We start from the raw sequence: 18,078 nt of genomic DNA, 5'->3' as shown, positions 1-18,078 counted from the left end.
GCTCCAAATGACATTGTATGAAGTAAATCGCCACTTTATACTGCGTAAAATTGGAAGCAAGTGTAAGCAATTCATGCTTTAGGGAAGCTGGTGAAAGTCCGGCACTGCCCCCGCAACGGTAACAATGTAAAGCATATTTTTTAAGTCGTTCTCGACTTACACCACTGCAGTAATGTGGGAAGGTGAATATGTCCATAAATTAAATATGGCGCTGAAGTCCGGAGACCTACTTGTTTCATCTATCTACCCGATCATTCACGTGGGGTGAATGTATGGAGCATGTTATGTCTAAGTCTTTTCAACCTACTCGTCTAGTAGGGGCTATCGCTATTGCGATGGGGTTTTCACCTGTTATTTTTGCTGAAGATACAATGAATGTAACTCAGCTTGATCCAATTGTAGTGACTGCTTCAAAAAGTGCTGAAAAAGCAAGTGAAGTTCCGGCACGTATTAATATTATTGAACCAAAAGTTCTCGAACAATCTCCTATCGCTTCTTTACCACAATTATTACAAACCGATGCTTCCATCAATATGGTGCAAAGTGGTGGTTATGGTCAAACAGCATCAATTTTCACACGTGGAACTAACTCAACCCATACACTGGTTTTACGTGATGGTGTTCGTTTAAATACGGGCTCCTTGGGAGCAGCCTCATTACCATTTATTGATACAACAGATATTAAACAAATTGAAGTTCTCAAAGGTCCAGCATCTGTTTTATATGGAACGGATGCAATTGGCGGTGTGGTACAACTAATTTCAAAAACACCTGAAAAAACCTCAGCATTTGTGACAGGTGAAATTGGTGAAAATAATACATATAAATCTATCTTAGGTGCTGACTTAGTAGAGGATGGTTTCTACACACAAATTCGTGGACAACGTTTAGAATCTGATGGTACTCAAGTTACAGATTTTAAAAATGCTAATGTAAAAGCTGGATCTTATGATCAAAAAGGATTTAGTACAAAAATTGGTGTCGAAAAAGAACAATATGCAGCATCTCTAGATTACGCGCAAAATGAAGGTAATTCTGTATATGTCAAATCCATTGAGGATGATAATTTTAATTTACTAGGATTGGAGAATGTATCCCAAGATTTTAAGAATGAAATTATTAATCTTAAAGGACGTGTGAATATCACTGACACTGTATCGTTAAACGCGCGTTTATCCCAGTTCAAAGATGATTTAAGACAAAAAAATAGCCCCGATTTTATTAACAATAAAACACAGGAGGCTGAACTTGCAACTAAATGGCAATTTACCCCCCACCAGAATATTATGGTGGGTGTTACTGACAAAAAAACTGAAACAGATCTACTCTCTATCAGTAAGGATTATACCGTTGATTATTTAAAAGATGTAAATAGCACAGGTTATTTTATTCAGCATCAATATAAAAATGAGAAGTTAAATACTCAAGCGGGACTACGTATTGAAGATCATGAAACCTTTGGAACACACACCGTAGGACAACTGGCTGCACGTTACCAAATTCTGCCAGGCACAAGTGTCTATAGTAATATTGGAACAGCATTTCGTGCACCAAGTAATAATGATTTGTATGCACTCAATTGGGGGGGAAATCCTAATTTGAAGCCAGAAGAAAGTATTTCTTATGAAATTGGTTTAGATCAAAAAATTACTAATGAATTAAGTTTAGGGTTATCTGCATACCGTAATGAGGTCGATGATTTAATTACATATGTTTCAGATCCAATTACATATAAAGGTAGATTATACAATGTCAAAAAAGCAACTTTTACAGGTAGTGAACTTAATCTGAGTTGGATGCAAGATGATTTATTACTGAACCTTAGTTATGCTTACGTTCAACCTAAAGATAAGGAAAGTGACAAAGACTTAGCCCGTCGACCACGTCAAAGTTTAACCTTAACCGCAGGTCTGCAAAATGAGGTCTATGGTATTAGCACATCACTATCTGCGAAATCAAAGCCTAAAGATAATTCAAAAGTTGGGGGTTATGCCACTGTAGACGTAAATGCTTATTGGAACATCAATCCAAATATTAAAGTATTTACTAATATTCAAAACATAGGCGATGTTCAATATGAAACTGCAGCTTATGGTAGCGGTTATTACTACATCAACGGCGGCCGTCTCGCATCAGCAGGCGTAACTTTCCGTTATTAATTTCTCACGCCAACTATAAAAATATTTTCTTAACTTCAGTTTCGGGGTAATGTTCTGACCGACATTATCCCTTTTTTATGTTCAGGATATCCATCATGGGACACCGTTTAAGCAAGATCTATACACGTACAGGCGACTCAGGAACCACAGGTTTAGGCGATGGTTCTCGTGTTGCCAAGGATGACTTACGAGTAGCCGCGCTTGGTGATGTTGATGAACTCAATGCCATTATTGGGGTACTTCGTGCTCAAATCACAGATAGCCAAGTAACTGATAAGGCCGCTTGGGATAAAAGCTTAAGTTTGATTCAACATTGGCTATTCGACTTAGGTGGAGAAGTTTGTATTCCAAATTACCACCTACTCCAGCCCGTTTGTATTGAATTTCTTGAAAAAGAAATTGACCGTATGAATGAAGATTTGCCTATGTTGAAAGAATTCATTCTACCGTCTGGTACTTTATCGTGCAGTTACGCTCATCAAGCTCGTGCCGTTTGTCGTCGTGCAGAACGATCTCTGATGTCAGTACAAACTCGTGATCAAAATATTCAAGCTACAGCACTCCAACTTTTAAACCGTCTATCTGACTGGTTATTTGTCGCATCGCGTGCTTTACAGCGTGCCGAAGGTGGGCAAGAAGTGCTTTGGCAAAAAAATATTAATGAGATTATTTAAAAATAGATTAGATTAAACATGGTCTCTGCTCTTTTTTTAAAGAGACCATAATCAAAAGATTTCAAAGAAGAAAATTATGCGCATTATTGGTCATCGTGGTGCACGCCGAGAAGCTCCTGAAAATACACTTGGTGGGTTTCAGTACATAAAAAATTTAGGTATTCGTGGTGTCGAATTTGATATTCGACAGCTTCAAGACCAAGAGTTGGTTGTTATTCATGATGACAATTTTTTGCGTACAGCTGGAATCGATCAAGTTGTAGAGCAATCTACTTTGGCTCAAGCGTTGTCATTTGATCATCGTCAAGGCTGGCCCAATTGGCCAACTTCTGAATCAACACCGACCCTTACAGGTGTTTTAAACTTACTTGATAATTTCGATCATATTGAAGTTGAAGTTAAAGCTGTAAGAGATATGGTGTTGGCCGAAAAACTCGTTCAAAAGCTTGAGACTGAATTACAGGGTTTTGAGAAAGTTGTAACCATCACAAGTTTTGATCTTCAAATTTTAACTGCCTTACGCGATATCAATTCTCAATTTAAACGCGGATTGTTAGTTGAACTTCCGGTTGGCGCAACAGCGATTGAACTCGCGCATCAGTATGGGTGCTGTCATATTGGTTGGCACGATCAGCTGGCAACAGATGAAATGATTCAATTATCACATCAAGCTGGTTTGAACATTAGTGTCTGGACAGTAAATGATGTAGAAAGAGCAAAAAGACTACGTGATTTAGAAGTTCAGGGCTTAATTACAGATATTCCAACCACGATGTTACAAGCCCTATAAATATAAAAAAGGTGGTAAAAACCACCTTTTATTTCTTTTGTGCCTGAATGAGACGCTGACCATTCTGGTCAAGTAAATATAGCGTATTACCTACGAGTTGGAAGCGTTGAATACGTTGCAAAGCATCTACCAACTCTGCTTCTTGAGCCAAAGCACCATCACAGCTTGAATGACCTGCATTTACTTGCATATCAAGTTTTTGCTGGCTGAAATTAAATGTATAACGGCCAAAAACAGCATTACAGCCAGTATGGCCCGATACTGTTTTGACTGCTGAGTTCAGTGAAAGAGTTGGCCATTGGTTAAAGAATTTTGCCTTATGACCACTGATCTGAGTGATCTGCCAATCAATATCTTGAATGCCATCTGGACTCACTCTCTTTTTTACAACAGGGGTTTGAGTCTGATGAACTGTTCTTTTTGGTTGAACTTTTTTCGTAGTTTGTTCGGGTGCACTTTGACATGCGGCTAATACAAGACTGATTGTGACCAAGATACACTTCAATGATAATTTTCTTGAAATATCAATGCTGTTCTTTTTTTTCAATCGTTGTACGTTCATTAAACAACTTCTCCTGCTTGAAAAACTCTTTGACATAGTTTAATTCTGTTACGGTTCTTTCAATACATCTGTACAATAATGCTAGTGATTCTCACTAAGCACGTGCTAATATGAAGGATAGAATAGCAATATATCTTGATGATTGGTTTTGCTATGTCGTTTTGTCTTTGTACCTTGTTTCACAAGGATTCTAGGAGCGCTGCCGGATATGACTTCCGCCCCACTCAAAGCCCCAATTAACTGGACCGCTAGCATTACCTTAATTGGTTTACCAATTCTTGCCGCAATCATAATCCCGATTTATGCGTATTTTTATGATTTTAGTGTAAGCGCATGGGTAAGCTTATTTTTTCTTTTAGCTCTAAGTAGTATGGGGATTACTGCTGGTTACCATCGCCTTTGGGCTCACCGAGCTTATGAAGCGTCGTTACCGCTTAAAATTCTTTTAATGATCGGTGGAACATTTGCCGTACAAAATAGTATTTTGTTCTGGGCATCTGGTCACCGTACTCACCATCGACATGTTGATGATGTTGATGAAGATCCGTATTCAATTGAGCGTGGTTTTTGGTATGCCCATATGGGTTGGATGATCCGCGATCATTCACCATCTGAGCCAGACTTTAAAAATGCACCAGACCTACTCAATGATAAATTGGTCATGTTCCAGCATAAATATTACGCACTACTTGTAGTCGCAGTTCATGTTGGTATTTTAGGTTTAATTGGTTGGGCAACAGGTGATCTATGGGGTGTAGTCCTCCTAGGTGGTCTCTTACGTTTAATCATTAGCCATCAAGTTACATTCTTTATTAACTCGCTTTGCCACATGTTTGGTAAACGTCCTTATACAGACGAAAACTCAGCACGTGATAATTTCTGGTTAGCTATTGCCACTTGGGGCGAGGGTTACCACAACTATCACCATATCTTCCAATACGACTATCGTAATGGTGTGAAATGGTGGCAATATGACCCAACAAAATGGTTGATCTGGTCATGTTCTAAAATTGGTTTAGCTAAAAATTTACGTCGTATTCCAAGCTTTAATATTAAAAAAGCAGAACTGGCGATGAAATTTAAATACGCTGAACAAGACCTAGCTATTTATGGTCATGATGTAAATGCAGACATTACTCAAATGAAACAACGTATTGCACAAGAGTACGAAGCATTTACACACACCTTAAATGATTGGGCAAAACTTAAAGAACAAGAGTTACAAGCGAAAAAAGCAGCAATGGCTGAAAAGATTCATAGAATGGATCATAAGCTTAAAGTTGATTTTCAATTGCTTGAACACCGTTTAAGTCATCACCGCGAATGCTTAGAAACACTGATGCGTAGTGTTAAAAAGAATACCAACGTGGTGTCAGACTAAAATAAATTCTGATCTAAAATAGCTCTTTCGGGAGCTATTTTTATGCCTGCTTTTTAACTGTGTTATAGTGAAATCTGCTCTCTCTATTTTGCTAAGCCTATGCAGTTTAATCCGCTCTACCCTTCACTTCCGTCTAAATTATTTCATGTTCAGCAACCATCACCTTTACGTGGTGCAAAAGCAGGACATTTTAACAATGCTTTGGCTGATGAACTGCAATGGTCAGAAGACGATAAAAATGCATGGGTTGAGATCTGTAGTGGACAGCGTACATTCCCTGAATTTCCGTCTCTTGCGATGGTCTATGCTGGCCACCAATTCGGACAATGGGCAGGACAACTCGGCGATGGACGTGGTTTACTAATTGCACAAATACTGAATACAAAGGGCCAAACCATCGACCTTCATCTCAAAGGTGCAGGTCCTACGCCTTATTCAAGAATGGGAGATGGGCGAGCAGTATTACGTTCTGTGGTCCGTGAATATTTAGCAGGACATGCTTTAAATGCTTTAGGCGTCGCATCTAGTCATGCAGTCGGTTTTACAACCTCGACTCAAGGTGTACAGCGTGAAAAACTAGAGTTAGGCGCAATGCTACTTAGAACATCTGAATGTCATATTCGTTTAGGACACTTCGAATGGATTAATCAATATGCGCCTGAATTGCTGTCAGAATTCACTCAAAAATGTATTGAATGGCATTATCCAGAATGCTTAGAAACTGAAAATCCAATTTTATCCTTTGCTAAAAAGGTAGTTGAACGTACTGCAATTATGATTGCGAAATGGCAATTGGTTGGGTTTGCTCACGGCGTGATGAATACCGATAACTTAAATATTACGGGTTCAACACTCGATTTTGGGCCATATGGTTTTATGGAGCGATTCCGCCCCAACTGGATTAACAATCACTCAGATTATCAAGGTCGTTATACTTATCAAAATCAACCGAGTATAGGCCATTGGAACTTATGGACGTGGCTAAATAACTTAATCCCTCTCGCTGAACCTGAACAAAAAGATAAGTTTAAAGAAGAGTTAGCACGTTGCTTAGAACAATTTGAACCGACTTTTATTGAACATTACACAACTGGTTTATGTCAAAAAATGGGACTTCCCCATTTTCATAAAGACAGTCTTGATTGTAGTTTTAGTTTTTTAAAAATCTTACAAACTGAACAACTCGATTACACTCAAAGTTTTATTCGTCTTCAAAATAAAGAATATAAGACTCTACGAGATGATTGCCTTGATATTCGACAGTTTGATGAGTTTCTTAGCCAATATCAAAGTATTCGTGAACATCAAGATATTGATGAGCTGGATGCAAATATGCAAAAAGCAAATCCAGTTTATATTTTACGTAATCACATGGCACAGCGTGCTATTGAAGCAGCTGAACGAGATGATTTTAGTGAAGTAGATCGTTTATTTAAGCTACTTAATCACCCATACACAAGACAACCAGAGCTTGAGCAACCACAAGATTTAGGGCCATTACCAAGTGATGTTCCAGATGTAGCAGTGAGCTGTTCATCTTAATATTAAAAAACTAAACTCTCTTAAGTTAATTTGAGACACTTAAGAGAGTTCATTGAGTATAAAAAATAATATATGAAAATTAGACCCTTCATTATTTGCACACTTCTTATCATTCCACTGGGAATCGCTTTTTATAATTATGAAAAATATTTACCGACTTTTACGTCAAGCCATCAAGCGCTCTCAAAAGAAGAAATATTAGAACTCATAAAGACCAAGCCAGTTACCTCAATTGAAGTGTTTAAAAACCAACGCCTACTTCTGCTCAAGAGTAATCAGGACGTGATTCGGCAATATCCGATTCGTCTCGGCTTTAATCCCAAAGGACATAAACACTTTGAAAATGATGGTAAAACACCTGAAGGAATTTATTCTATAGATTGGCGAAACTCACAAAGTGCTTACTATAAATCTTTGCATATTTCCTATCCCAATGCGAAAGATATTGCTTATGCCAAGCAACATAATCAACCAACAGGAGGAGATATCATGATTCATGGATCTGTTCCGAAATCATTACTCTCGATGCCTTTTAGCTCGACTTATATGCCCCATAAGGATTGGACGTTAGGATGTATCGCGGTTAGAAATGTAGATATAGATGAAATTTGGCAATTAGTACCCAATCACACCAAGATTATAATTTATCCATAAAATCTTTAAAACTATCCACATTTTCTGTGGATAACGTTGTGGTTATCCACAGAATAACTTTTATGAAGACTTACTCTTCAGGATATTCGAAGCGATAACCTACACCATAAACTGCTTGAATCCACTCATGGCGGTTACCAGTTTCCGCTGCTTCACTAATTTTTCGTCGCAAGTTTTTGATATGGCTGTCAATCACACGATCGGCAACATCAAAGCTATCTGGATTAATATGATCCAATAATTGTGCACGTGAATAAACTTGCCCCACATGCTCTAAAAATAGCTCAAGTAAGCGAAATTCGGTTGGCGTTAAGCTCAACGATTTTTGTTGATACCAAATTCTTTGTTGTGCTTTATCAATTCGGAAAGAATCATTTTGTTCAGGTTCTGCCTTACGCTCTAAACGGCGTAAAACAGCTTGTACACGAGCCACTAACTCTTTTGGGCTAAATGGTTTACATACGTAATCATCAGCTCCCATGTTAAGACCTAATACTCGGTCAATTTCTTCGGTACGGGCAGTGACCATAATAATCGGTAAATCTGATTGTTCACGAACTTTACGGCAAATCGTTAAACCATCCATTCGTGGAACCATTAAGTCCAGAATCATCAAATTTGGTTTACGTTGCTGGAAACTCGCATAGGCATCTTGACCATCATGAAACATACTTACTTCAAAACCGGCAGCTTCAAGATAATCACGCACCAAATGCGCCAATTCGACTTCATCTTCAACCAACATCACATGTTTCATGAGATATTTTTCCTTTTATATTTAACTCTGCTTTTTAAAAGTAAGTACACAACGTAAACCACCTAATGGTGAATGTTCAAAACTGAGTGTACCACCAAGCGCCTGCGCAATCTTACAAGACAAAGCTAAGCCCAGCCCTGTTCCACCTGTACTACGCGTACGCGAATCATCTACGCGATAGAAACGTTCACCTAAACGGGATAACTGCTCATCACTTAAACCATAAGGACTATCATCGACATACAAAGTCCACTCTTGAGGAGTCTGGCTTGTATGAATATGAATTTTGCCACCTGTTTCTGTGTAACGAATACTATTACTAATTAAATTAACAATAATCTGTTTAAAACGGTCACGGTCTAATAATAGCGGAGAACTTGTTCCTTCAACTTGAATTTCGAGACCAGCCTGCTCAAGTTTTGGTTTAAAGTTTTCAACTTCTTGTAATACTACTTCCCAAGGATTTACAGAACTCAAATAACACTTAAGCTGCTGAGCATCTGCCTGCGCTAAGTCTGCAAGATCTTGGGTCAATTTTTTCAAGCTTGAAACCTGACGCATCATCGCATCTAAATGTTCTGGGGTTGCTTTTCGAATCCCGTCTTGCATCGCTTCAATTTGTGCTTGCAATACAGCCAAAGGAGTTTTTAACTCATGAGAAGTATCAGCCACCCATTGACGTCGCGACTCTTCATGCTGATGTAAAATCTCTGCCAAATGGTTCAATTGAGTAGATAAATCACCTAACTCATCATTTCGCTTAATGACCACTTGGTGTTGATAATTTCCTTTGGTTAATTCATTGGTTGCATTTAATAAACGCTGAATTGGTTTTTTAAAATAAGTTGCCATTAACAGCGCTGCAACTAAACTTGATAGTAAGGTCAAAGCATAAATTAACAGTAAATAACGCTTTTGATTACTAAAGAAATTAATACTCAAAGCATCTTCTTTATCTAAAACAGGTTTTAAACCTAAATATCCCACGACTTGATTGTTTAAGATAATCGGGCGAAATGACATCTGATCTGAAGAAGGCGGCTCACCTACCACAAACTGGTGTCGTGCATCATATAAAGATAAACGTGAACTCAACCCTAAACGGTCTGGCAAAGCAATAAAACGCTTCTTCCCATTTTGGGTTTCAATATCTTTTAGGCTTCCCTTCTTTGACTTATTTTTATCATCGCTTGGACGAAACTGGTTTGCGCTTAAGGGAAATCTTAGCCCTTCAAAGGGTTGATATTGAGAAGGTAAATTTTGCTCAAGCGTTCTTAACTCTTCATCACTAAAAATAGTATTTTTATTGGTCGGTGCAACTTGCGGTGAAATATTAATAAGGGCATGTTCATCGAAAGAATGCTGCTGTATGGCAATATCATATTGGCGACGAAGCCACCACTGTGAGAGACGATCATAGTCGTCAGGAGCTGCGGTTCCTTCGATTTGTAAAATCTGCGCCTGAATCGCATTTCCCCAATCATGGTACACGGTATAGACATCACCCAGATTAGTAATGAGACGATCTAGCTTCTGCATTTCAACGTCAGCCACGTATTTGGCAAAGTTCTTTTGCATTGTCCAGTGCAAAACGCTCAAGCTTGCAGTCGCAATAAGCAATGTGGTGAGCAAGACTGTCAAAAATAACCGTAATGCAATGGGAACACGTAGAACGTTCAAAAGCACTCTCTCATTTTTACCCTATATTTTGCATTGTAACCAACAACGAAAAGAAAAACTCTCCATTGTTTCTACATCTTTATTATCTAATCTTTAACCCATCAGTAAACACAACATTAAAGGGCTTTAGATATGAAAATGACGGCAAAAATTGCATTATTCAGTGCGGCAATTGTAACAATGGGAAGTTTGGCTGCGTGTCAATCGACAACTCAACCACCTAAACCAGAGCGTGGAATGATGCAAGATGGCCCTCGTGAGGGTCACCACCATATGAAGCACCGTGAGTTCACTCCAGAACAAAAAGCTGCATGGAAACAGCACCGCGCAGAACGTCAAGCTCGCTTTGAACAAATCCAAAAAGCATGTGATGGTAAAGCGAATGGACAAACAGTAAATGTTCAAGTTGGAGATAAGACACTTGAAGGTACTTGTAACCTTCGTTTTGAACCAAAGCGCCCTCAACCACCAGTTAACGCTCCTGCTCCAGCAAAATAATTCTAAAATTATGAAACAAAAAGGCGCCTATAGGCGCCTTTTTGTTTATACATAACTGTTTACGATTTTGACTATTTGTATCATATAAACAGAACCAAAAGTGTTTACACTCAAAGCACTTAGCTAGTTTAAGCATTTTTTTCTTGACTTTGCAGTCACAAAGTAAAGGTCCTGAGGTGCTTGTGCAGTTATGCAAGTTGTTGCACGATGTAATAGTCCAAGGTGCCTCATGGCACATTCTCATAGATTAAGATTATAACTCTGGTTTCACCAGTATTGAGGAACCCGATATGCCACAATACAAAGCGCCCTTACGTGATATGCAATTTGTTTTGCATGAATTATTAAATGCTGAAGAACACTATGCAAAATTACCTGATTTCCAAGGTAACGTAAGCCGTGAATTGGTTGATCAATATTTAGAAGCTGCTGCTGACTTCTGTGAAAATGAACTTTCTCCTTTAAACCAAGTTGGCGACCGCGAAGGTTGTACTTGGAATGATGGCGTAGTCACTACTCCAACAGGTTTTAAAGAAGCTTATCAAAAATATATTGAACTTGGCTTTCCGTCTTTATCAGCTGAAGAACAATACGGTGGTCAGGCCTTACCTAACTCTTTAGGTATTGCAATTTCTGAAATGGTAGGTAGCTCGAACTGGGCATGGGGCATGTACCCTGGCTTGTCTCACGGAGCTGTACGTACATTAGAACATCATGGTTCTGATGAACAAAAAAATACTTATTTACCAAACCTTGTTTCAGGTGTTTGGACAGGTACGATGTGTTTAACTGAGTCTCATGCAGGTTCAGATTTAGGTATTATCCGTACTAAAGCAGAACCAAATGCAGATGGTAGCTATGCAATCTCTGGCGAGAAAATCTTTATCTCTGCTGGTGAACATGACATGGCCGAGAACATCATCCATATCGTTCTTGCTCGCCTACCTGGCGCACCAAAAGGTACTAAAGGTATCTCATTATTCATTGTTCCTAAATTCAATGTAAATGCAGATGGAACTATTGGCGAACGTAATGCGGTACGTTGTGGTTCTATCGAACACAAAATGGGTATTCATGGTAACGCAACTTGTGTCATTAACTTTGACCAAGCTAAAGGTTACTTGATTGGACCTGAAAACCGTGGTTTGAACTGTATGTTCACCTTCATGAACACAGCGCGTATTGGTACTGCGGTTCAAGGTTTAGCAGCGTCTGAATCATCTTTCCAAGGTGCATTGACTTACGCGAAAGAACGTTTAGCAATGCGTTCACTTTCTGGTCCTAAAGCTCCAGAAAAAGAAGCAGATCCTATTATCGTTCACCCTGCTGTTCGTAACATGCTTTTAACTCAAAAAGCGTTTGCTGAAGGCGGTCGTGCTCTTGTTTACTTACTTGCTCAATACGCAGATATCGTTGAAAAAGGCGAAACTGAAGAAGAGCGTAAGTTTGCTGACAACATCTTGTCTTTATTGACTCCAATTGCAAAAGCATTCTTAACTGAAACAGGTTCTGAATCTGCTAAGCACGGTGTACAAGTCTTCGGTGGTCATGGCTTTATTTCTGAGCATGGCATGGAGCAAATCGTACGTGATACACGTATTGCTTGCTTATATGAAGGTACAACCGAAATTCAAGCACTTGATTTGTTAGGTCGTAAAGTATTGCAAACTCAAGGTGCAATGCTACGTGACTTCACTAAGATCATCCATAAATTCATAGAAGCAAACAAAGACAACGCTGCTATGAAAGAATTTGTTGAACCGCTTGCGGCACTTAACAAAGAATGGGGCGATCTTACTATGCAAATTGGTATGCGTGCGATGCAAAACCCAGATGAAGTCGGTGCTGCTGCTGTAGATTACCTATACTTCGCCGGTTATATCACTTTAGCTTACCTATGGGCTCGTATGGCGCTTGTAGCACAAGAGAAATTGGCAGAAGGTACAACCGATGTTGACTTCTACAATGCGAAAGTAACTACTGCTCGTTTCTACTTCAAGAAAATCTTGCCACGTGTACGTTCTCATGTAGATGTGATCGCTGGTGGTCTAGATCCATTAATGTCATTAGACGCTGAACATTTCGCTTTCTAACCATAGTTAGTTGCGTTATGCAATGTTAAAAAACAAAAAAGGACTGCTCAGTTTTGACGGTCCTTTTTTTATAAAATCAATGATAAATTTACACTTTAAATTCCATATCCATTTCGTTTTACAGGATATCTAGCACAGGCCAATGTGCACAAAAAAGGTGAACGATTATGCCAATTTACAATGCTCCTTTAGCTGATATGAAATTCATCTTAAATGATGTATTTAAAGCAGAACAATTTTGGCAGTCTAATGAGAAACTCGCTCATGTAGATGCTGCAACAGCTGAAGCAATTTTAGAAGAAATGGCTAAATTTGCTCAGAATGTGACTCATCCATTAAACCGTACCGGTGACGAAGAAGGTGCTCGCTATGAAAACGGCGAAGTATTTACACCAGCTGGTTTTAAAGATGCATTTCGTCAATATGCAGAAGGTGGTTGGATTGGCTTAGGTGCCGATGAAGAATGGGGCGGTCAAGGCATGCCAAAAATGCTCACCGTTCTTTCTGATGAAATGTTATTTGCGACAAACCCATCATTTATGCTTTACCCGCTTCTTTCAGTGGGTGCAGGTATGGCTTTAAACAGCTACGCATCTCAAGAGCAAAAAGAGACTTATTTACCTAAGATTTATTCAGGTGAATGGTCAGGCACCATGTGCTTAACTGAGCCACATGCAGGTACTGACTTAGGTATTATCAAAACTAAAGCTGAACGTAATGAAGACGGCACTTATAACATTACAGGTACTAAAATCTTCATTACAGGTGGTGACAACGATCTAGCAGAAAACATCATTCACTTAGTACTTGCTAAAACTCCAGATGCTCCTGCTGGTTCACGTGGTATCTCGTTATTTATCGTACCAAAATATTTGGTAAATGAAGATGGTTCTTTAGGCGACCGTAACCATGTTGGCCCAGGTTCAATTGAACATAAAATGGGTATCAAAGCATCTGCAACTTGTGTAATGAACTTTGATGGAGCTAAAGGTTACCTCGTTGGTAAAGAAAACGAAGGTCTTGCAGCAATGTTCGTTATGATGAACTACGAACGTTTATCAATGGGTATTCAAGGTTTAGGCGCATCTGAATTTGCATATCAAAATGCTGCTCAATACGCGACTGATCGTTTACAGGGTCGTAGTGCATCTGGCGTTCAATCACCAAACAAACCAGCAGACAGCATTTTAGTACACGGCGATGTACGTCGTATGTTGTTAAACGTACGTGCAAACAATGAAGCATCTCGTGCATTTGCAGTTTATGTAGGTCAACAACTCGATATTACTAAATTCTCAACTGATGCAGCAGCAGTGAAAAAAGCCAATGACCGCGTTGCGCTTTTAACTCCAATTGCAAAAGCTTACCTCACAGATACAGCATTCCAAGCGACTTTAGATGCTCAAATGGTATTTGGTGGCCACGGTTATATCCGTGAATGGGGTATGGAACAATGTATTCGTGATCTTCGTATTGCTCAAATCTACGAAGGAACCAACGGCGTTCAATCTCAAGATTTAATTGGTCGTAAAACCATTAAATGTGGCGGTGCTTTCATCGCGGAATACATCACTGAAATTCGTGACTTTGCAAATACATTAGATGCGGATTTGAACTTTATTAAAGATGCAACTTTAGATGCTGCAACTGAAATCGAAGCAATCACTCAGTTTATTATTGAGCAAGCTGCTGAGAATGTAGAGTTCCCGAACTCAGCTGCGGTTGATTATTTACACGCTGTCGGTTTACTCAGCTTCTCATACATGTTTGCAAAAATTGCAGCAGCAGCAAAAGATAAGTCTGGTGATTTCTACCAAAATAAACTTGCTTTAGCTCAGTACTTTGTTGAACGTATTTTGCCTGATATTGATGCGCGTATTGCTAAAATCAAAGCTGGTTCTGACTTAATTATGGGCTTTAGTGAAGATTACTTTACAAATCAAGCTTAATTAAGTTCTTCATAAAAACGCCTGAATAATCAGGCGTTTTTTATTTTATATTTACTATTTCCATTGGCACAAAATTTGTTTAATTTCTAAATATTATGAAGTAAACAAAAGATCTCATTATGCCTGATTCTAAAAAATACGAACGGATACTTGACCGTTTCGGACATTACGCCGTAGAAGCCTTCCATTATTTAGCCTTGTTTATTATCGGGTGTATGGTGGCATGGTCGGCAGCCAATACCGTTTTTGAAATTCTGACTGTCAAAAAGTACGCTTCAATTGATGATATTTTATTATTATTTATCTACTTGGAATTAGGAGCAATGGTTGGAATTTACTTTAAAACCAATCATATGCCTGTGCGCTTTCTTATTTATGTTGCAATTACAGCCTTAACCCGACTACTCATTTCAGATATTCAACATGATCATAAAGCGGATATCGATCAAGTCATTATTACGGGCTCAATTTTGATTTTAGCCTTATCTATTTTAGTTGTACGATTTGCTTCATGGCACTACCCATCAGTAATGAAAGAGAAACACGCAAAAACCTCAAATAATTTGAAAACCCCTCAACCGCAAGATGACGAGTTAGCATAGAAAAAGGCCTCAAAATAGAGGCCTTTGTTATATTACATTTAACGAACTCGATAAATGTTATGTCTTGAGTCTACTAATAAGTATTGATTAGGGGTTTTAACCCAATGGTATCCACGTGGTGGCGCATATAAACGGTGCGCTCTCCAGTCCGAAACATAATAGCGGCTATGGCGATATTGAGTAGGAATACGTTCACCACGTTTAAAAGCAACATAGTTACCATAATGCTTACCACGATCAGCATTTGACCAAACTGGCGCTCGGTGATCATTACGATAATCATGACGGCGGTCATCACGATGCTCATATCGATCATAGTTTTTACCATGTTTATTGTCCCAACGATGACCTGAATCAGCCATCGCGGTAGCTGATATACCTAGCATCAATGTTGAAAGTACAAGAACGATTGGCTTTTTCATGGCCTATTTCCTTTTAATCTTGATATGGAGCTAGATTAGAAGACAGTCGAGGAGAAACCATGAATAAAACAACTTTGATTGCTAAACTTTGTAATGACTATAAAGAAAATATGAAGAATCTGTATCTGTGCTACCATTAGCATTTTTCAAACTAGGTCAATTGCTGTGTCTGAAATCAGTTTTGAGCGTCTTCATCAATTTTTTTGCAAAGTTCCAAGTGTACAAGAAGCCCGTATCATGGCTCATGGAGCAGATGGCGAACATGCTTGGTGGTTTAAGTTCAGTATTGACGTAGAGCATGCACTTGCATGGCAAACAGTTCAAGAACTAGGTCATGTTTTAAATTACCTATCGACGAATGAACGTCTGCCCACATTATTCTTTCCTGTTTCACCACCACCTTATATGAATGGTGAAGCCAAAGATTTTTTATCATGGATTATTCAGTGTAATCATCCGGAGTTTTCTCCAGATGTGGTCTGTGACTGGCTTGAAGCACGTTTGCCTAATCCTGTTGACGACGAGTCGCAGTGGAAAATTAAGACAGATTTGAGTGAAATAGAAAAACTTGATGATAAAGCGTTGGATCAATTGATTCCGCCAGCGCCTTAAATCGGACTTATAGCACAGCCTTTGCTTACAGTGATGTTCTCATGTCTTTTGTATAGGCTAATGCCTCACTTTTGAGAGGTCAAAAGTGACAAAAACCTTTGTTTCACTGATGTTGCTTCCCTGCAACACAGTGAAACGGCGACATCCATGTCGCCAATCATCTTGCTAATTTTTGGAAAACTCCAAAGATAGTAATTAAAAAGTCGATAATCCTGACCATTCCATAAAACGATAAATCCAATACTTCACTTTAGACTCATCTGCATATTTCGCGTAATCCACACTCATCTGTCTATCTTTTAGGTTTGACCACGAGGTATTGAAGTAATCTTGTGCATCTTTAAAAACTTGATCTTGAACTTTGCCGATGACCAACATATCCGTTTCAAGGTTGTAATTTTTTAAATTACGGGCCGTAAAGTTGGCAGATCCTACGATCAACTCAGCTTGTTGAGCATTATATTTTAAGATCATTTTGCTATGGTTCTGTTCGCCATGGGTATCACACCAACGGATTGGAATACCAGCAGCATGTAGCTCTGAAGCCACCTGGCGGTTTGGAATACCATTCTTTTGTCTACCAAATGCATCTTTATTTGGATCGAGTAAAACACGAACAATAACACCTCGTTCTTGAGCATTTTTTAGTGCTTGAATAATCTTACGTTCAGATAGATAGAACATACTTAAATCAAGATGCTCTTTCGGCTTCGCTGAGTTAATCAATTTCAATACAGATTCATAAATTGCGCCCTCAGTTAAAACTTGCACTTGAGGTTTAGTTACGTCTTTCTCAAAGTCACCTAAAATGAGCGATGGGGAGCTACTGCCTGACATTTGTGCAACTGCAGCTTCAGTTTGAAGAACATCAGCAGCTGTCGCCCCTGTTACAACCAACGCGACATTAGAGTGTCTAGAACTGCCATCGTGTGGATTTGCTGAGGTCACCAATGATTTCCAACCAGCATCGGTATCGACCACAACAGTCTTACGGTGATTGGCCTTAAAATTAAATAAGTTTAGATAGCTGCGCAGTGTAATTTTTTCATCACCGAATGGATTTGGTAACCAGCCCTTTTCAGGGTTATTGCCAATATTTTGACAGCAGATGTACCAGAAGCCTGACCAGAATGGGTTAGAAGCACGCAATGGGGCTAAATTCGTTTCAATCACATCGACACCTGCCTGACGTAACTGACGGTAGTGTTCAGGGCTTAGACCACCGTATACCGAGTTAATCGGGTCGGTAATCATAACGATCTGAATTTGACGATTTTGTCTTTTCTTACTTACTAATGCATCGGTTAGCTCTTGCATTAATGGTCTTTGCTTCAGCTTTGAGTCACCTACTTCTGAATTAAACAAGAACATATCCACCACAATCGTGGTTTTTGCCTCATCAATCATTTTCAAGATTTCATCAAAGATGTGCTGGTCAACCTGCTGTTGCCCTTTTGCATCAAGATAAGTTTTGTCTGCTAAAAATTTAACATCGGCATGTCTAAGCTTGCCACTAAAGTTAATCCCTTGTGGTAATGGTTTTACTGTGTGGTAAATCGCCGATGCAACATATGCAATAGCAACAACGCAAAGTAATACCGCCATATAACGACGCCCTGACCAATTTAACTTTTGATGAATTCGTTGAAAAATACGCATAAAAAAGACCTAACTTGATGGTTTCAAATTAGGTCTTTTGACTT

16 protein-coding genes and 1 riboswitch are annotated in these 18,078 nt (G+C 39.0%); of the genes, 11 read left to right on the top strand and 5 right to left on the bottom strand.

Features of this window, described 5'->3' with window-relative positions; translation table 11 throughout:
- The first annotated feature begins 41 nt into the window (after window positions 1–41).
- Window positions 42–248: riboswitch (cobalamin riboswitch) on the top strand.
- Between the two features lie 36 nt (window positions 249–284).
- From ACYU0V_RS03000 to ACYU0V_RS02990, 3 genes are all read left to right on the top strand, one after another.
- Window positions 285–2,159: a TonB-dependent receptor plug domain-containing protein gene (locus ACYU0V_RS03000; RefSeq protein WP_461848978.1), complete on the top strand. Its 1,875-nt coding sequence runs from the start codon at window positions 285–287 to the stop codon at window positions 2,157–2,159.
- Between the two features lie 95 nt (window positions 2,160–2,254).
- Window positions 2,255–2,833, top strand: coding sequence for a cob(I)yrinic acid a,c-diamide adenosyltransferase (locus tag ACYU0V_RS02995; RefSeq protein ID WP_461848976.1), 579 nt, complete (start codon window positions 2,255–2,257; stop codon window positions 2,831–2,833).
- A gap of 76 nt (window positions 2,834–2,909) precedes the next feature.
- The gene (locus ACYU0V_RS02990; protein ID WP_461848974.1) at window positions 2,910–3,623 is read left to right on the top strand and encodes a glycerophosphodiester phosphodiesterase; all 714 of its coding nucleotides are present in this window, start codon (window positions 2,910–2,912) and stop codon (window positions 3,621–3,623) included.
- A 28-nt stretch (window positions 3,624–3,651) separates the two neighbouring features.
- On the opposite strand, the gene ACYU0V_RS02985 is transcribed toward ACYU0V_RS02990, so the two are convergent.
- On the bottom strand, window positions 3,652–4,185 hold the full coding sequence (locus ACYU0V_RS02985) for an META domain-containing protein (RefSeq protein WP_017385624.1): 534 nt from the start codon (window positions 4,183–4,185) through the stop codon (window positions 3,652–3,654).
- A 208-nt stretch (window positions 4,186–4,393) separates the two neighbouring features.
- Between ACYU0V_RS02985 and ACYU0V_RS02980 the strand changes: the two genes are divergently transcribed.
- The 3 genes from ACYU0V_RS02980 (at window position 4,394) to ACYU0V_RS02970 (ending at window position 7,762) form a co-directional block, all read left to right on the top strand.
- A complete protein-coding gene (locus ACYU0V_RS02980; protein ID WP_017385625.1) occupies window positions 4,394–5,566 on the top strand; it encodes an acyl-CoA desaturase in 1,173 nt (390 codons plus the stop codon).
- A gap of 99 nt (window positions 5,567–5,665) precedes the next feature.
- The gene (locus ACYU0V_RS02975; protein WP_461848972.1) at window positions 5,666–7,108 is read left to right on the top strand and encodes a protein adenylyltransferase SelO; all 1,443 of its coding nucleotides are present in this window, start codon (window positions 5,666–5,668) and stop codon (window positions 7,106–7,108) included.
- A 72-nt stretch (window positions 7,109–7,180) separates the two neighbouring features.
- Complete coding sequence (locus ACYU0V_RS02970) at window positions 7,181–7,762, top strand: L,D-transpeptidase family protein (protein ID WP_461848971.1); 582 nt, start codon at window positions 7,181–7,183, stop codon at window positions 7,760–7,762.
- 70 nt (window positions 7,763–7,832) lie between these two features.
- Here ACYU0V_RS02970 and ACYU0V_RS02965 read toward each other — a convergent pair whose 3' ends face one another.
- The gene (locus ACYU0V_RS02965) at window positions 7,833–8,519 is read right to left on the bottom strand and encodes a response regulator (RefSeq protein ID WP_002116101.1); all 687 of its coding nucleotides are present in this window, start codon (window positions 8,517–8,519) and stop codon (window positions 7,833–7,835) included.
- A gap of 21 nt (window positions 8,520–8,540) precedes the next feature.
- Window positions 8,541–10,199, bottom strand: a complete 1,659-nt coding sequence (gene baeS, locus ACYU0V_RS02960; RefSeq protein WP_044100323.1) for a sensor histidine kinase efflux regulator BaeS — start codon at window positions 10,197–10,199, stop codon at window positions 8,541–8,543.
- A 132-nt stretch (window positions 10,200–10,331) separates the two neighbouring features.
- Here baeS and ACYU0V_RS02955 point away from each other — a divergent pair, with 132 nt between their 5' ends.
- From ACYU0V_RS02955 to ACYU0V_RS02940, 4 genes are all read left to right on the top strand, one after another.
- Window positions 10,332–10,697 (top strand): hypothetical protein, encoded by a 366-nt coding sequence (locus ACYU0V_RS02955; RefSeq protein WP_461848969.1) that lies wholly within the window; start codon window positions 10,332–10,334, stop codon window positions 10,695–10,697.
- Window positions 10,698–10,987: 290 nt separating this feature from the next.
- Complete coding sequence (locus ACYU0V_RS02950; protein ID WP_325793231.1) at window positions 10,988–12,790, top strand: acyl-CoA dehydrogenase C-terminal domain-containing protein; 1,803 nt, start codon at window positions 10,988–10,990, stop codon at window positions 12,788–12,790.
- 167 nt (window positions 12,791–12,957) lie between these two features.
- Window positions 12,958–14,739 carry an acyl-CoA dehydrogenase C-terminal domain-containing protein gene (locus tag ACYU0V_RS02945; RefSeq protein ID WP_461848967.1) on the top strand — a complete coding sequence of 594 codons (1,782 nt, stop codon included), beginning with the start codon at window positions 12,958–12,960 and terminating at the stop codon, window positions 14,737–14,739.
- 119 nt (window positions 14,740–14,858) lie between these two features.
- Window positions 14,859–15,341, top strand: a complete 483-nt coding sequence (locus ACYU0V_RS02940; protein WP_086265224.1) for a phosphate-starvation-inducible protein PsiE — start codon at window positions 14,859–14,861, stop codon at window positions 15,339–15,341.
- A gap of 38 nt (window positions 15,342–15,379) precedes the next feature.
- Here the strand turns inward: ACYU0V_RS02940 and ACYU0V_RS02935 are convergent, their stop codons facing one another.
- Window positions 15,380–15,763 (bottom strand): RcnB family protein, encoded by a 384-nt coding sequence (locus ACYU0V_RS02935; protein WP_002116024.1) that lies wholly within the window; start codon window positions 15,761–15,763, stop codon window positions 15,380–15,382.
- Window positions 15,764–15,928: 165 nt separating this feature from the next.
- Here ACYU0V_RS02935 and ACYU0V_RS02930 point away from each other — a divergent pair, with 165 nt between their 5' ends.
- Window positions 15,929–16,375 carry a hypothetical protein gene (locus tag ACYU0V_RS02930; protein WP_002116392.1) on the top strand — a complete coding sequence of 149 codons (447 nt, stop codon included), beginning with the start codon at window positions 15,929–15,931 and terminating at the stop codon, window positions 16,373–16,375.
- Between the two features lie 195 nt (window positions 16,376–16,570).
- Here ACYU0V_RS02930 and ACYU0V_RS02925 read toward each other — a convergent pair whose 3' ends face one another.
- Entirely contained in the window at window positions 16,571–18,034 is a 1,464-nt protein-coding gene (locus tag ACYU0V_RS02925; RefSeq protein ID WP_461848964.1) for a phospholipase D family protein, read from the bottom strand.
- Window positions 18,035–18,078: the final 44 nt, after the last annotated feature.

This window comes from Acinetobacter sp. X9 (assembly GCF_054889255.1).
Note: the sequence above shows the minus strand (reverse complement) of the source record. Positions and strands in the feature narration are given on the sequence as shown.

What these genes read in the sequence shown, in the direction of transcription:
- ACYU0V_RS02950 (WP_325793231.1), top strand. Translation starts at nt 10,988, where the DNA reads ATGCCACAATACAAAGCGCCCTTACGTGATATGCAATTTGTTTTGCAT.
- ACYU0V_RS02935 (WP_002116024.1), bottom strand. Translation starts at nt 15,763, where the DNA reads ATGAAAAAGCCAATCGTTCTTGTACTTTCAACATTGATGCTAGGTATA.
- ACYU0V_RS02940 (WP_086265224.1), top strand. Translation starts at nt 14,859, where the DNA reads ATGCCTGATTCTAAAAAATACGAACGGATACTTGACCGTTTCGGACAT.
- ACYU0V_RS02965 (WP_002116101.1), bottom strand. Translation starts at nt 8,519, where the DNA reads ATGAAACATGTGATGTTGGTTGAAGATGAAGTCGAATTGGCGCATTTG.
- ACYU0V_RS02970 (WP_461848971.1), top strand. Translation starts at nt 7,181, where the DNA reads ATGAAAATTAGACCCTTCATTATTTGCACACTTCTTATCATTCCACTG.
- ACYU0V_RS02975 (WP_461848972.1), top strand. Translation starts at nt 5,666, where the DNA reads ATGCAGTTTAATCCGCTCTACCCTTCACTTCCGTCTAAATTATTTCAT.
- ACYU0V_RS02995 (WP_461848976.1), top strand. Translation starts at nt 2,255, where the DNA reads ATGGGACACCGTTTAAGCAAGATCTATACACGTACAGGCGACTCAGGA.
- ACYU0V_RS02985 (WP_017385624.1), bottom strand. Translation starts at nt 4,185, where the DNA reads ATGAACGTACAACGATTGAAAAAAAAGAACAGCATTGATATTTCAAGA.
- ACYU0V_RS02945 (WP_461848967.1), top strand. Translation starts at nt 12,958, where the DNA reads ATGCCAATTTACAATGCTCCTTTAGCTGATATGAAATTCATCTTAAAT.
- ACYU0V_RS02990 (WP_461848974.1), top strand. Translation starts at nt 2,910, where the DNA reads ATGCGCATTATTGGTCATCGTGGTGCACGCCGAGAAGCTCCTGAAAAT.
- ACYU0V_RS02925 (WP_461848964.1), bottom strand. Translation starts at nt 18,034, where the DNA reads ATGCGTATTTTTCAACGAATTCATCAAAAGTTAAATTGGTCAGGGCGT.
- ACYU0V_RS02980 (WP_017385625.1), top strand. Translation starts at nt 4,394, where the DNA reads ATGACTTCCGCCCCACTCAAAGCCCCAATTAACTGGACCGCTAGCATT.
- ACYU0V_RS02955 (WP_461848969.1), top strand. Translation starts at nt 10,332, where the DNA reads ATGAAAATGACGGCAAAAATTGCATTATTCAGTGCGGCAATTGTAACA.
- ACYU0V_RS03000 (WP_461848978.1), top strand. Translation starts at nt 285, where the DNA reads ATGTCTAAGTCTTTTCAACCTACTCGTCTAGTAGGGGCTATCGCTATT.